The following is a 12,551-nucleotide window of genomic DNA, read 5'->3' on the forward strand; positions in this document are numbered from 1 at the left end:
CTGACCCGGCGCCGCGCTGACCCGGCGCCGCGCTGACCCGGCGCCGCGCTGACCCCGGCGCCGCGCTGACCCCGGCGCCGCGCTGACTGCGGCGCCGCGCTGACTGCGGCGCCGCGCTGACACCGCTGACCCCGGGGCCGCGCCGTGTGGCTGTGGACGCCCTGCTGTGCCCGGGGCGGAGACCCGCGCTGACCCTGCCGCTGGACGGGGGTGGTGGTCGGGCCGCGTGGAGCAGCGGCGCGCTCGCGGTGGTGCCGGCACGTTGCGCGGTGACGGGGGCATGGCGTTCGCGGATGCGGCTCGGCGCACGCGTCGTCGATGACGCCCACCCGCCCCTGCGGTGAGCGGTGAGCGGTGAGCGGTGCGCGGGGGTCGCCGGCAGTCGATGATCGGTCCACCGATCCCCGATCGGCCCTTCGGCCACCTCGGGTACTGCGCGAGAATCGAGGGATGACCGACACCCCCGGCATCCTGCAGCTGCTCGCCTTCGCCGCCGAACCAGGGGGTGGGAATCCCGCGGGTGTGGTCCTGGACGCCACCTCACTCGACGACGCGGAGATGCAGCGCATCGCGGCCGACCTCGGGCACCCCGAGACGGCGTTCGTGACCGCGCGCGCGGGCGATCGCGTCGCCGTGCGGTACTTCTCACCCGACGCCGAGGTGCCGTTCTGCGGACACGCCACGATCGCGACGGCGGTGGCGCTCACCGAGATCGACGGCGCCGGCGGCTACGTCTTCGACACCGCCGCGGGAGCGGTCGAGGTGGTCACCGAGCGCGACGCCGAGGGCGCGGTGGTCGCCGGATTCACCAGCGTCGAGCCGTACGTCATCGATCTGGAACCCGAGGTGGCCGACCGTCTCCTCGCCCTGATGGGCCTGACCCGCGATGACCTGGACGAGCGGATGCCGCTGGCGCAGTCCTTCGCCGGCAACCTGCACCCGGTCGTCGCCGTGACCGCGCGTAACGTGTTCGACTCGTTCACCTTCGACCCCGGTGCGATGCGGGAACTGCTCGACGAACGCGGATGGAAGGGCACCGTCATCGTCGCGCACGTCGAGGGCACCGTCGCCGACGGTCTGGTCGCGGAGGCCCGCAACCTCTTCCCCGTCGGCGACATCACCGAAGATCCCGCGACCGGGTCGGCCGCAGCCTCGCTGGGTGCGTACCTGCGCGATCGCGTGGGCGTTCCCGCTCCGTTCGGCTTCAGGGTGCGGCAGGGGCGGCATATCGGCCGCCCGAGCGTGCTGGACGTCGAGGTCCCGGCATCCGGTGGCATCGTCGTGCGGGGTGGCGCGACGCCGCTCTGACCGCGGGACGGGGCCGCGTCGGTCCCGCGACCGGTCGGGGGAGCCGCGCCTCGGATGGGGCGGCGAATGTGCGGTGGGGCGATCTAGGGACGCCCCGGTGCACAATGCGCGCCCCAGAACCCGGCGAGCGCCCGCCCGCCGCGTCGCCGCGAGCGCCCCGCGCCCCGGTGAGCGTCGCCGCGTCGCCGCCCCGACCCCGCGCCGGCGGGTGCCGGGGGAGCCGCGCCTCGCATGGGGGCGGCGAATGTGCAGTGGGGCGATCTGAGGACGCCCCGGTGCACAATGCGCGCCCCAGAACCCGGCGAGCGCCCGCCCGCGAGCCGCCGCCCACCCCGGCCCGCGGGAGCACTCACTCCCCGCCGGCCAACCTCCACACGCGATCGCGTGAGAACGGCAGCTCGTACCCCCGTCGTCCGACGGCCCGCGACACGGCGTTGCCGATCGCCGCCCCCACCGGGTTGTACGGCGACTCGCTCATCGACTTCGCGCCGAAGGGCCCCAGCGTGTCGTCGGTCTCGGCGAAGTACACCTCGGTGTCGGGCACGTCGGCGAACTGGGGCACGCGGTACGTGCGGAACACCGGGTTCTGCACCACGCCGTCCTCGACGTACACCTCTTCGTAGAGCGCCCCGCCGAGGCCCTGCGCCGCGCCGCCCTCGACCTGCCCACGGCACTGCGCCGGATTGATGACGACGCCCGCGTCGGCGGACTGGATCGACTGCAGCACCTTCACCGTGCCGGTCTCGGGATCGACGGCCACCCTCGCCGCGTGCACGTTGAACGCGAGGGAGCGGAAGTCGCCGAACTCCGCGCCGTCGGCGATCAGTCCGTCGGAGGTCACGTATCCGGCCGGGGCGGCGGCGATGATCCGCTCCCAGGTCACCGTTTCGTCCCCCACGCGGATTCCGGATGCCACGAGCTCCGCGCCGACGTCTCCGGCACCGGATGCCGCACCCCTCGCGCCACCGTCCGCCGTCGGCGCGTCGAGCATCTCGCCGCCCGCGGCCGAACCGGTCCCGCCCGCGCCGCCGCCCACCGCCGGTGCGGATACCCCCGCGCCACCACCGCCGGCGGACACCGCCGGAGCGGCATCCCCTCCCGCCAGTTCGACGGCGATCTCGACCATCCGCCGCCGCAACGCCGTGCAGGCGCCGAAGAGGGCCTTGCCCGCGACGACCGTGCCGGCGGACGCGAACGCGCCGGTGTCGTGCCGCACCGCGTCGGTGTCGGCGGCCCACAACTCGAGACGGTCGAGAGGGGCGTCGAGCACGGTCGCGGCGATCTGCCGGTGCACGGTCGAGGTGCCGTTGCCGAACTCGGCCGTACCGACGCGCAGCAGGTACGTGCCGTCGGGGCGGAGCGTCGCGGTGGTGTGCGCGATATGGCCCCGGGGCGCCATCGTGGCGATCATGGACGCCGCCATCCCCTCGCCGACGAGCCAGCCGTCGGGGGCCGCGACGCCGTTGCCGCGATGGAGGGCTCCCTCGGCGAGGTCGAGGCATTGGTCGAGGCCGTAGCTGCCCCAGATCAGGTCTTCCTCGTACTTCTCGCCGTCGTCGGGATGCAGCCTGTCGCCCTCGCGCACGGCGTTGATGCGGCGGAGGTCGAACGGGTCGACACCGAGCTCGACCGCGAGGGCGTCGAGCGCCGACTCGACCGCGAACACCACCTGTCCCAGCCCGTAGCCGCGGAACGCCCCCGACGGCGGGTTGTTCGTGTAGACCGCCTCGGCGTCGATCCACTTCACCGGCACCCGGTACAGCGTGGTCGACTCGGCGCACGAGTGGAACAGCACGCCGATCGCGTGATTGCCGTACGCGCCGGTGTCGCTCAGCACGTCGATCTTCATCGCGGTGAGGGCGCCCCCGGCATCCGATCCGAGGGTCACGCGCACGCGCATCGGATGACGCAGCGATGCCCGCACGAACTGGTCGGTGCGCGAGAACTCGTACGCGACCGGACGGCCGAGCTTCAGCACGGCCAGCGCCGTGAGGTCTTCGGTGAACAGTTCCTGCTTGCCGCCGAAGCCTCCGCCGACCCGCGTGGCGAACACGCGGACGCGGTCGCGCTCGAGACCGAAGATGTGGGCGAGCTCGTCGCGCGCGAGGAACGGCACCTGCGTGGACGAGCGGATGACGAGGCGACCGTCGTCGTCGAGCCACCCGATGGCGCCGTGCGTCTCCAGCGCCGCGTGCGTCACGCGGGAGGAGCGCCACTCGCCGGTGACGGTGGTGTGACTCGCCGCGAGCGCGACGTCGACGTCGCCCCCGTGACCGGTGTGGAATCCGGCGACCACGTTGCGCCCGGCCGCCATCACCCGTTCCTCGGGCGTGCGGTCGGGGTGCAGCAGCGGGGCACCCGGGCGTCGGGCCTCCTCCGGGTCGAACACGGCGGGCAGAACGTCGTAGTCGACGACGACCGCGCGGCATCCGGCATCCGCCGCCTCCGCCGTCTCGCCGACCACCGCGACCACGCGCTGACCGACGTGTCGCACGACGTCGTCGAGCATGCGCGTGTCGTCGGGGTCGTCGGTGCGGTGCTCGTGGCGGCCCGTCGAATACCGCAGATCGGGCACGTCGCGGTGCGTGAAGACCGCCACGACACCCGGCACCGCGAGCGCGGCGGCGGTGTCGATGGCGCGCACGCGGGCGTGTGCGTGGGGCGAGACCACGACCCGCAGCACGAGCGGCGGGCCGCCGGGCACCGGTTCGTCGAAGGTGAACGGCTCGCGGCCCTGCACGATGCGCCGGGCGGCCTCGGGCACGGCCGATGTCCCGACCTGTCCGCTGCCGACCCGTCCGGCGACGGATGATCCGGATGCCGCGGCGCCGCCGCAGCCCGTTCCGCACCCCTCGGCTGCGGGGCCCTGATCCTCGCTCGGATGACCTGCGCCGCAGGTGCGCACAGGGGCGACGTCGGCGTGCAGGTGGCGCGAGTCGGTGGACGGGGCGCCGCATGCCGCACCCGTCTCGCGCACCGGCCCCAGGACCGATGCCCGGATCGCCTCGCGGATCGGACGATATCCGGTGCAGCGGCAGAGATTGCCCTTCATCCGTCGGTCGAGATCGTCGAGGTCGGCGGGGTCCAGCGTCGATGCGGTCACGCTCATCCCCGGGGAGCAGAAGCCGCATTGGAAGCCGAAACCGGTCGCCAGGGCCTCCTGCACGGGGTGCAGCTCGTCACCCGGGGCGAGCCCTGCCGCGGTGGTGATCGCGCGTCCGTCCAGGCGCATGGCGGGGATGATGCACGAGTGGGTCGGTGCTCCGTCGAGCAGCACGGAGCACGCGCCGCAGTCGCCCGCGTCGCACCCCTTCTTCACCTCGACGTGGCCGGTCTCGCGCAGCAGCGTGCGCGCGCTCTGGCCGGGCCTCGGATCCGCGTCGATGGGGATGCCGTTGACGTGGAATCTCACGCGCGTTCTCCTCGCCGGAGGGTTTCCGTGTGGCGGTGGACGGGCTGAACTCCGGTGATCGTGTGCCGGAGGGGCGGGTTGACGGCCGTCACGGGGCGCAGGTCGGCCGTTTCTCCGGAGTTCGGCACGGCGCGGGCCGCGGCCGGAGCGGCGGCGGCGCCGATCACGCGGCGCCCTCCTGCCGCTCGCGCGCCAGGCCCTGGCGCACTCGCTCCGCGAGCACGACGCTCACGCCGCGACGCCAGTCGGCGCTGCCCAGCGGGTCGGTGTAGAAGTCGGTGGCGCTGGCCACGGCATCCCGCAGCTCGCCCGCCCCGGGGGTGCGTCCGAAACGCAGCACCCGCGGTCGGCGCACCGCCGCGGTCACCACGAACACGGCGGAGCCGTCGGGATCGACCCGGGCGGTCACGACCGCCCCCGATCGGCCGAGCTCGGCCAGGGCGATCTTCTGCAGCCCGACGCGGGCGGTGAGCGCGTGGGCCGGGATGTCGAGGGCGCGCACCACTTCGCCGGGGGCGAGGGAGGTCGCGGCGTTGTCGACGACGAGCTCAGCGACCGCGATCCGGCGCTCGCCGCCGTCGGGCGTCCAGATCAGCGCCGTGGCATCCAGGGTCGAGAGCATCGCGATCATCGCCCCCGCGGCGAACGCCTGGCAGACGTTGCCGCCGACGGTGGCGGTGTTCCAGATCTTGAACGAGGCGAGCAGTGCTTCGGCGGAGGGGCGGGCGAGCGAGAGCGAGGTCCAGGCGGCGGGTGCGTCGCCCTCGACCCACGCGAGCAGGCGCGCGATCGTGCAGGTCGCGCCGATGCGCAAGCCCTCGTCGGTGATCTCGATGTCGGGCCAACCGAGGGTCGTCAGGTCGACGAACCCGGTCGTCCGGGGCTGCGGCTCGCTCATGAGCCAGGTCCCCCCGGCCATGACGACTTCGCCGGGCCCGAGCGCGAGGTCGTCGCGAGAGCGGGCGGAGCGGAACGAGGTGACGGTGGTGATGTCCATTCGTCAGCCCGCCAGGATCCGGCCCGACCAGCGGCCGTCTGCGAGCGTGTACTGCTGACGGACGCTCTGACCGAGCAGATCGCCGCGCCAGAACGACACCGTCAGGGGGCGGACCCGGAACCCCGCCCAGCGCTCCGGGGGCTCGAGCGTGGGGTGGGCCTCGTCGAACTCGGCCCACAGGTGCCGACGGTCGTACGCGGGCAGGCGGGCGTTGTCGTCCGTGTTCAGCCACGCCAGCAGCTGCAGGTACCGTGACCGCTGGCGGTAGACCTCGGCGGCGGAGGCGTTGCTCACGCGCTCGACGATACCCCGCACCACCAGCTGGCGACCCACCTCGGGCCAGGCCACCGACAGGGCGGCGACGGGGTTCGCGGCGATCTCGGCGACCTTCTCGCTGGCGGAGTCGGTGTGGAAGTACAGACCCGTGGCATCCCGATCGCTCACGAGCACGTGTCGGAGCGAGGGGATGCCGTTGCGTCCGATGGTCGAGAGCGCCGCGAGCGGGCGCAGCGCGCTGTCGTGAGCGGGGAGCCAGCGCAGCAGCAGCGCGAGGGGGTCGTCGACGAGCGCGTCGATGTCGTCGACGTCGGAACCGAACGAGGTGCCGGCTGTGATCATGGTGACCTCCGAGAGGCTGCGGGTACCGCCGAGCGTAAGGAGTGCGCGTTTCCGCGATGTTGCCGCCATGAACATCGGTCGAAACACGTGCTCTTTACACTCCGGACATGACCCTGCTGCCCCTCATCGACGAGTGCCCCAAGCGCATGGAGTACGGCCCGTGCGGCGGTGTCGGTTTCGACGGCACGTGCGAGATCGACGCCTCCCACCGCTGCGCGTTCCTGCACCGCCCGACGGTGCCGTGGACGGGTGTGGACCGCGAGACGATCGTGCCGCCGTCACCGCGCACGGCCGCCGCCGCCGACACTCTCGCCGCGCTCGGCACACGAGCGTGGGTGGTGGCTGACCTCCCCGCGCGGGCGCTGAGTGTGGCATCCATCGATGCGTGCGCCGCGGTGCTCTCGGGAGAGGTGGATGCCGTGCTCGCCGGCGATGCGGGAAGCGCCCGCGTGCAGTTCCCGCCCGCGTACCGCGCCCACCTGCTGCAACGACGGGGGCTGCGCGTCTGGAGCGGACTCAACATGCGCGACCGCAACCGCGTCGCGATCGAGGGCGAGCTCGAGGCTCTCGCCGTCGAGGGAGTTGCCGGGGTGCACTGCGTGACCGGCGATCACACCCGCAGCGGGCACCGCCCCGACGCCGCCGCCGTCTTCGACCTCGACTCCACGGAGGCCACGGCCCTCGCGCGCGCGGCGGGTCATGTCGTGTCTGTCGCGGCATCGCCCGCGGCCCCTCCCGTCGAGCGTCGCGCGGCGCGCCTGCGCGAGAAGCTGCGGGCCGGGGCCGACGTCTGCTTCGTCAACCACGCCGGCGGTGCGGCACCCGTGCGCCGGTTCATCGACGAGGTGGGCGACGGCATCCGGTTCATCCCGTGCATCCCCGTCGTCGTCGACGAGGCGTCGGCCGACCTGCTGGAGTCGTTCACCACTCTCGTGCTGCCCGACGGGTTCCTCCGTCGCATCCGTGACGCGCGCGATCCGCGGGCCGAGGGGATCGCCCTCGCCGTCGCGCTCGCCGAGGAGATGCTCGCGCTTCCGGGTGTCGTCGGCGTCAATCTCTCGGGCGGCCGCGAGGGCGCCGAGGAGTCGTTCGCCGAGGCGCTCGCGGAGATCGCGCGCCGCATCCGGTGACCGACCGCGGCGGCGGTGAAGGACCGGGGCTCCGGCGGCCGGTTGCCGGCTGCGTCGCCCCTCCTCATCGCGAGCGCATGAGGGTCACGGGGGACCGAGCGGGGGTGGCATCCGGATCTCTCCGGCGGGTCGGGGTGACCGCCGCCCGCGCGTCACGCCGGGGTGCGCACCGCCGCGAAGCGATTGATCCGACGCAGGGTGAAGCCGAGGCGTTCGTAGGCGGCGATGGCGCCGACGTTCGAGGCCGCCGCATGCATGAGGGCGTGGTCGCCGCGTTGCTGGATGTGGAAGGCGATGTCGAGGACGAGGCGCGAGGCGAGTCCTCGTCGGCGGTGGTCGACATCCACCGCGACCGCGCTGATCTCGGTCCAGCCCGTGGGGTGCAGACGTTCTCCCGCCATGGCGACCAGTCGGCCCTCGTGACGGATGCCGATGTAACGGCCGAGTTCGTAGGTCCGCGGCCGGAAGGGCCCCGGCTGATTGCGGGAGACGATCGCGAGCATGTCGTCCACGTCGTCGGCGCCGAGCTCGATCGCCTCGTCGAACGGGCGTGGCTGCAGCAGGTCGGTCTCGACCAGCTGAACGCCCTCGCCGCCGCCGAGGAACTCCCACCCGTCGGGGAGCTCGCCCTCGTACCCCGACAGGCCGACCTCCGCACCGGGGCCGACCAGCTCGCGCAGTGCGTCCCACGCGTTCGGATCGTCCCACGTGCGCACGGCGACGAAGGGGGCGACGTCCTCGGGATACCGGCGGACCAGGTCGTTGCCGATCGCGAACGAGGAGTGCGGGCCGGCGAGGGAGTGCCAGGCGGCGTTGTCGAGGACGGACGGGTCGGCGAGGGGCGGTGCGGAAGTCATGGCGAGGACTCGAACCGTCCGCGGGCCGGCCGCATTCCCCGCTCGGCGTCCCCGCCGCCCCGCCCGCTCAGCGACGGGGAGAGTCGGGACGATCCCGGAGTTCTTCCGCGGCGTGTGCCACGGTGTCGGCGACGTCGGCCAATGCGTCGGCGACGGCGTCCTGCGCATCGTCACGGTCGGACGCGGCGGAGGTGGCGGCGACGGACTCGGAGCGGCGACGGTGGTCGGCACGGGTGCCGACGCCCGCGTCGCCTCGCTCGTCGACGTCGGTGCGGTCGGCGTCACGGGTGACCGTGTCCGTCGCAGCGGCCACCGCGTCGGCCGCGTCGTCGAGGGATTCTTCGGCCTCGACGACCGGGTCGGTGTCGAAGGGACCCCACACGCCGGTCACGGTGACGTCGACGTCGACACGGCCCGAGCCGAGCCCGCCGAGGGCGTCTCGCGTCGCGGTGCGCACCGCGTCGGTGACGTCGTGCAGCTTGTGCGGGTAGTCGACGATGATCGACACCGCGCTGGTGACCCGGCCGTCGCGGCCCCGGTCGACCGTGACACCGGCGACGCCCCCCGCGAGACCGACGCGCTGACGCACGGAGTCGGATGCCCGTTCGACCAGGGTGCCGAGGGCGTGGACGCCCTCGACGCGGGCGACGGCGTCGGCGACGCTGCGTGCGAGATCCGCCGGGTCGGGCTGCGTCGCAGTGGGGGTCGAGATCGAATCGTTCGTCATGTCGTGTCCTCTCAGTGCACGCGGGTGTTGTCGCGCGCGAGTTTGGCGCGGAGCCCGGTGTGGATGGAGATGTAGGCGCGCAGGTTCTGGCCGGTGAGGGCGGCGAGGTTGGTGACGAGGGTGTCGACGTGGTCGGCGACCTGGCGGGGTGAGGTGTTCTGCCTGGGGGTGACGGCGACGTGCAGCACCGATTCTTTGCCGACTTCTCCGGCGGTGACGCGGGAGGAGAGGATCTCGTCGCGGTCGGCGAGGGCGTTCTTCAGCGCTTCGGAGGCGAAGGAGTCGGTGACGGTGATGCGGCCTTCGTCGGTGGCGCTGCCGGTGGATTGCAGGGGGGCGTGGCGGCGGCCGCGGACGGCGGAGGCGGCGATGACGATGAGGATGATCGCGAGGACCACGATCACCGCGACGGCGCCCCACCCGGCGGACTCTCGGCCGAGCGACTGCAGCCAGCCTTGCAAGCCGCCCATGACGGTGGTCCAGGTGTCGGTTCCGCCGGAGACGAGCCCGACGAGCAGGGCGAGGGCGCCCAGGGCGAGCAGCGCGACGGCGACGAGGAACAGGACGAAGCGGTTCAGACCGCGTCGTGTGGCGTTCATCGGGACTCCTTGGTGTCGGGACGTTCGACCTTGAGGTGGGTCGTCACGCGCGGGACGAGTTCGTACTGGGCGATCTCGTCCTCGATGATCCGCTTGAGGGCGGCGTGGTCGACCGGGATGCCGACCGGGGGGCGCACGGCGATGTCGACGGTGCGGTGGGCGACGCCGACGACGATGTCGTCTCGGGCGATGCCGGACTCGTTGCTGAGGTGCTGCGCGAGCGCTGCGGCGATCACGCCGTTGTCGACGACGACGGCGCGGTTCACGCCGCGAGGGATCTCGTGCTTGGACAGTCGGCCGGGCGCGAAGGCCAGGATGAGGACGACGAGTCCGACGAGGGCGAGCACGACGCCGCCGACGATGAAGGCGACGGGCATCAGCGCGGTCGGAGCCGCGACGACGGCGTTGAGGGCTTCGCCGGGGGCGACGAGCAGCGGCTGGGCGCCGACGAGGTTGAGGATGATCTCGACCGCGGCGTAGGCCAGGACGAGCAGCAGCAGCACGACCACGACGAGCATGGCCGCGGTGCGCGGCGAATGGGTCTCACGGCGCACGACGGTACGCAGCACGGAGTCGCTCATCACAGCACTCGCTTTCGCTGGGGGGCGCTGGCGCCCGAGATGGTCAGGTCCACGCGCGAGATCTCCCGACCGAACAACCGGGCCAACCGCGAACGCAACTCGCCCTGGGCCGCGGCTGCCGCTTCCCGCACGGGGGTGGAGGCTCGCACCGCCGCCGTGTCATCGAGGGCCGGGATGGGCCAGGGCGCGCGGACACGGATCACGGCGGTGTCGCGACCGGAGGTGATGTCGATGCCGATGCGCTTGGCATCCACTCCGATCACCTCTGCCGCCATGCGCTGCGCGGTCTTCTCGAGCACGCGGTCGGCGACCTCGACCCGGCCCGGGGGCAGGCCGGGCCCGGCAACCGCGGTGCGGTCGCCGGGCCGGGCGGGGGTGACGGTGGTCACGAGGTGCTCCGACCCTTGAAGGCGTTGACGATGTTGCCGAGGTCCAGCTCGCCCGAGGCGATGCGGGCGACGACCGCGCCGATCGCCATGAACAGGGCCACGAGAATGAATCCCCAGAAGCCGAAGATCAGGGCGCTCAACGCGAGGACCAGCCCGAGGAGCGCGCCGGTGGTGACGGGGGTCAACGGACGCGCTTCTCGTCGGCGTCGTCGTTGTCGTCGTCGCCGGGCACGTGCACGTCGTTGACGTCGACGTTGACCTCGACGACGTCCAGGCCCACGAGCTGACCGATGGCGCCGGCGACGCGGGAGCGCACCTTGTCGGCGACGTCCTGGATCTGGGCGCCGTACTCGACGACGATGGTGATATCGGCGGCGGCCTGGGTCTCCCCGACCTCGACCTTGACGCCCTGCGTCAGGTCGGTGGCGTTGATCGCGTCACGGATCGCACCGAGGGCACGGGCTCCGCCGCCACCCAGCGCGTACACACCGGCGACCTCGCGAGCGGCGATACCGGCGACCTTGGCGACGACGCCCTCGGCGATCGTCGTCTTGCCGGGGGCGTGGGCCTCCTGGCCGCGGCCGGCGAGCGGGCGGTTGACGCGGGAGGCCGCCTGGGGGACGTTCTGCGCAGCGGGAGTGGTGGCGTTGTCAGCCATGAGCGGTTCCTTTTCGAAGGTGGGTACCCGGTTGTCCCGGGGCGGCGCGATCGCCTGCAGATACAAGACGTACCGGGCCGGCCTTTCGTCACACGGGGGTTGCGCGGCGTGCGCCGATATGTATCAAGGCGAATAGGCTTACGGCGTATATCCCAGTGGTGGCGCGGTCGTCAATCCGCCGTCGTCCTTGCTCGTCGCGGCCACGCTGGGCAGGTGACGGCAGTGTCCGGCCCTCTCACGTCGTGCGTGACGATCGACCGTCCGCCGACGTCTACAGGGCGACGCCGGCGCTCGGTCGGCCAGTGAAAGGAGTCATCACCGCCATGGGAAAGAAGAAGCAGGAGACGAAAAGCGAACCCGTCCGGGTCGCCGATTCGACCGTCGAGCAGCGACAGCAGGACGCACGGCAGTGGTCGTCGATGGCGCGGTACGGCGCCGAAGCCTTCGGAACGTTCCTGCTGGTGCTGGGTGGCGTGGGAACCGCGCTCTTCGCCGCCAATTTCCCCAGCGCCGACGACAACCAAGCCGGTGTGGGCTTCCTCGGCGTCGCGTTGGCCTTCGGGCTGACGCTCGTGGCCGGCATCGCGGCGGTGGGGCACATCAGCGGCGGCCACTTCAACCCCGCCGTCACGCTCGGACTCCTCGTGGCCGGTCGCACCGACGCGCGCCACGTCCCCAGCTACATCCTGTCGCAGCTCGTCGGCGGCATCCTTGCCACGAGCGTCATCGCCCTCGTGCTGAGCGGGCGTCCTGAGGGCTTCTCGACCGCGCAGCAGGCGGGCTTCGCCTCGAACGGTTTCGGTGAGGGGAGCCCCGGCGGCTACGGATTGGCCGCGGTCTTCGTCGCCGAGGCGGTCCTCACCGGTATCTTCATTGCCGTCATCCTGTCGGTCACCGCGAAGAAGGAGTACGCGACCTTCGCGCCGATCGGCATCGGTCTGACGCTGACCCTCATCCACCTCATCAGCATCCCGATCAGCAACACCAGCGTGAACCCGGCCCGCTCCATCGCCACGGCCGTCTACGGCGGCGCGCTGCCGGTGTCGCAGCTGTGGGTGTTCATCGTCGCCCCTCTCGCGGGAGCGGCGGTCGCAGGTCTCGTGGTCCGTGTGCTCGGCCGACGGGTCGTCGGCTCCTGACCGACCGCCTCCTCGCGGGGCGGTGAACGACAGGGTCCGGGGGCTCATCGGGGTGCCTCCGGACCCGCTCACCCTTCCCACCCGACCCTCGCCGGTCCGTGCCTGCCCCACGGGTACCGCATTGCGGCGGGCGTGC

Annotated in this window: 13 protein-coding genes; 3 read left to right on the forward strand and 10 right to left on the reverse strand. The window is 72.6% G+C overall.

Annotation, left to right across the window (positions count from 1 at the left end; genetic code table 11):
- Positions 1 to 450 precede the first annotated feature (450 nt).
- The gene (locus QRO03_RS15290; RefSeq protein WP_285138349.1) at positions 451 to 1,308 is read left to right on the forward strand and encodes a PhzF family phenazine biosynthesis protein; all 858 of its coding nucleotides are present in this window, start codon (positions 451 to 453) and stop codon (positions 1,306 to 1,308) included.
- 349 nt (positions 1,309 to 1,657) lie between these two features.
- Here QRO03_RS15290 and QRO03_RS15295 read toward each other — a convergent pair whose 3' ends face one another.
- The 3 genes from QRO03_RS15295 to QRO03_RS15305 form a co-directional block, all read right to left on the reverse strand.
- Positions 1,658 to 4,720, reverse strand: a complete 3,063-nt coding sequence (locus QRO03_RS15295) for a molybdopterin-dependent oxidoreductase (protein WP_285138350.1) — start codon at positions 4,718 to 4,720, stop codon at positions 1,658 to 1,660.
- A gap of 163 nt (positions 4,721 to 4,883) precedes the next feature.
- On the reverse strand, positions 4,884 to 5,717 hold the full coding sequence (locus QRO03_RS15300) for an FAD binding domain-containing protein (RefSeq protein ID WP_285138351.1): 834 nt from the start codon (positions 5,715 to 5,717) through the stop codon (positions 4,884 to 4,886).
- Between the two features lie 3 nt (positions 5,718 to 5,720).
- Positions 5,721 to 6,335, reverse strand: a complete 615-nt coding sequence (locus QRO03_RS15305; protein ID WP_285138352.1) for a pyridoxine/pyridoxamine 5'-phosphate oxidase — start codon at positions 6,333 to 6,335, stop codon at positions 5,721 to 5,723.
- A 107-nt stretch (positions 6,336 to 6,442) separates the two neighbouring features.
- Here QRO03_RS15305 and QRO03_RS15310 point away from each other — a divergent pair, with 107 nt between their 5' ends.
- On the forward strand, positions 6,443 to 7,465 hold the full coding sequence (locus tag QRO03_RS15310; protein WP_285138353.1) for a methylenetetrahydrofolate reductase C-terminal domain-containing protein: 1,023 nt from the start codon (positions 6,443 to 6,445) through the stop codon (positions 7,463 to 7,465).
- Between the two features lie 152 nt (positions 7,466 to 7,617).
- On the opposite strand, the gene QRO03_RS15315 is transcribed toward QRO03_RS15310, so the two are convergent.
- The 7 genes from QRO03_RS15315 to QRO03_RS15345 all read right to left on the reverse strand — a co-directional run bounded on the left by QRO03_RS15315 (position 7,618) and on the right by QRO03_RS15345 (position 11,276).
- Positions 7,618 to 8,322 (reverse strand): GNAT family N-acetyltransferase, encoded by a 705-nt coding sequence (locus QRO03_RS15315; RefSeq protein WP_285138354.1) that lies wholly within the window; start codon positions 8,320 to 8,322, stop codon positions 7,618 to 7,620.
- A gap of 67 nt (positions 8,323 to 8,389) precedes the next feature.
- Positions 8,390 to 9,049: an Asp23/Gls24 family envelope stress response protein gene (locus QRO03_RS15320; protein WP_285138355.1), complete on the reverse strand. Its 660-nt coding sequence runs from the start codon at positions 9,047 to 9,049 to the stop codon at positions 8,390 to 8,392.
- A gap of 11 nt (positions 9,050 to 9,060) precedes the next feature.
- The gene (locus QRO03_RS15325) at positions 9,061 to 9,648 is read right to left on the reverse strand and encodes a hypothetical protein (protein WP_285138356.1); all 588 of its coding nucleotides are present in this window, start codon (positions 9,646 to 9,648) and stop codon (positions 9,061 to 9,063) included.
- Positions 9,645 to 10,229: a DNA/RNA endonuclease G gene (locus QRO03_RS15330; RefSeq protein ID WP_285138357.1), complete on the reverse strand. Its 585-nt coding sequence runs from the start codon at positions 10,227 to 10,229 to the stop codon at positions 9,645 to 9,647. The genes QRO03_RS15325 and QRO03_RS15330 overlap by 4 nt, the downstream gene beginning before the upstream one ends.
- Complete coding sequence (locus QRO03_RS15335) at positions 10,229 to 10,618, reverse strand: hypothetical protein (RefSeq protein ID WP_285138358.1); 390 nt, start codon at positions 10,616 to 10,618, stop codon at positions 10,229 to 10,231. Before QRO03_RS15335 ends, QRO03_RS15330 begins: the two co-directional genes overlap by 1 nt.
- Complete coding sequence (locus QRO03_RS15340) at positions 10,615 to 10,803, reverse strand: DUF2273 domain-containing protein (protein ID WP_285138359.1); 189 nt, start codon at positions 10,801 to 10,803, stop codon at positions 10,615 to 10,617. The genes QRO03_RS15335 and QRO03_RS15340 overlap by 4 nt, the downstream gene beginning before the upstream one ends.
- Positions 10,800 to 11,276, reverse strand: coding sequence for an Asp23/Gls24 family envelope stress response protein (locus QRO03_RS15345; RefSeq protein WP_285138360.1), 477 nt, complete (start codon positions 11,274 to 11,276; stop codon positions 10,800 to 10,802). Before QRO03_RS15345 ends, QRO03_RS15340 begins: the two co-directional genes overlap by 4 nt.
- A 323-nt stretch (positions 11,277 to 11,599) precedes the next feature.
- On the opposite strand from QRO03_RS15345, the gene aqpZ reads away from it, so the two are divergent.
- Positions 11,600 to 12,415, forward strand: coding sequence for an aquaporin Z (aqpZ, locus tag QRO03_RS15350; RefSeq protein ID WP_285138361.1), 816 nt, complete (start codon positions 11,600 to 11,602; stop codon positions 12,413 to 12,415).
- Positions 12,416 to 12,551 lie beyond the last annotated feature (136 nt).

This window comes from Microbacterium sp. lyk4-40-TSB-66 (assembly GCF_030209475.1).
In the GTDB taxonomy this organism is placed as follows: Bacteria; Actinomycetota; Actinomycetes; order Actinomycetales; family Microbacteriaceae; genus Microbacterium.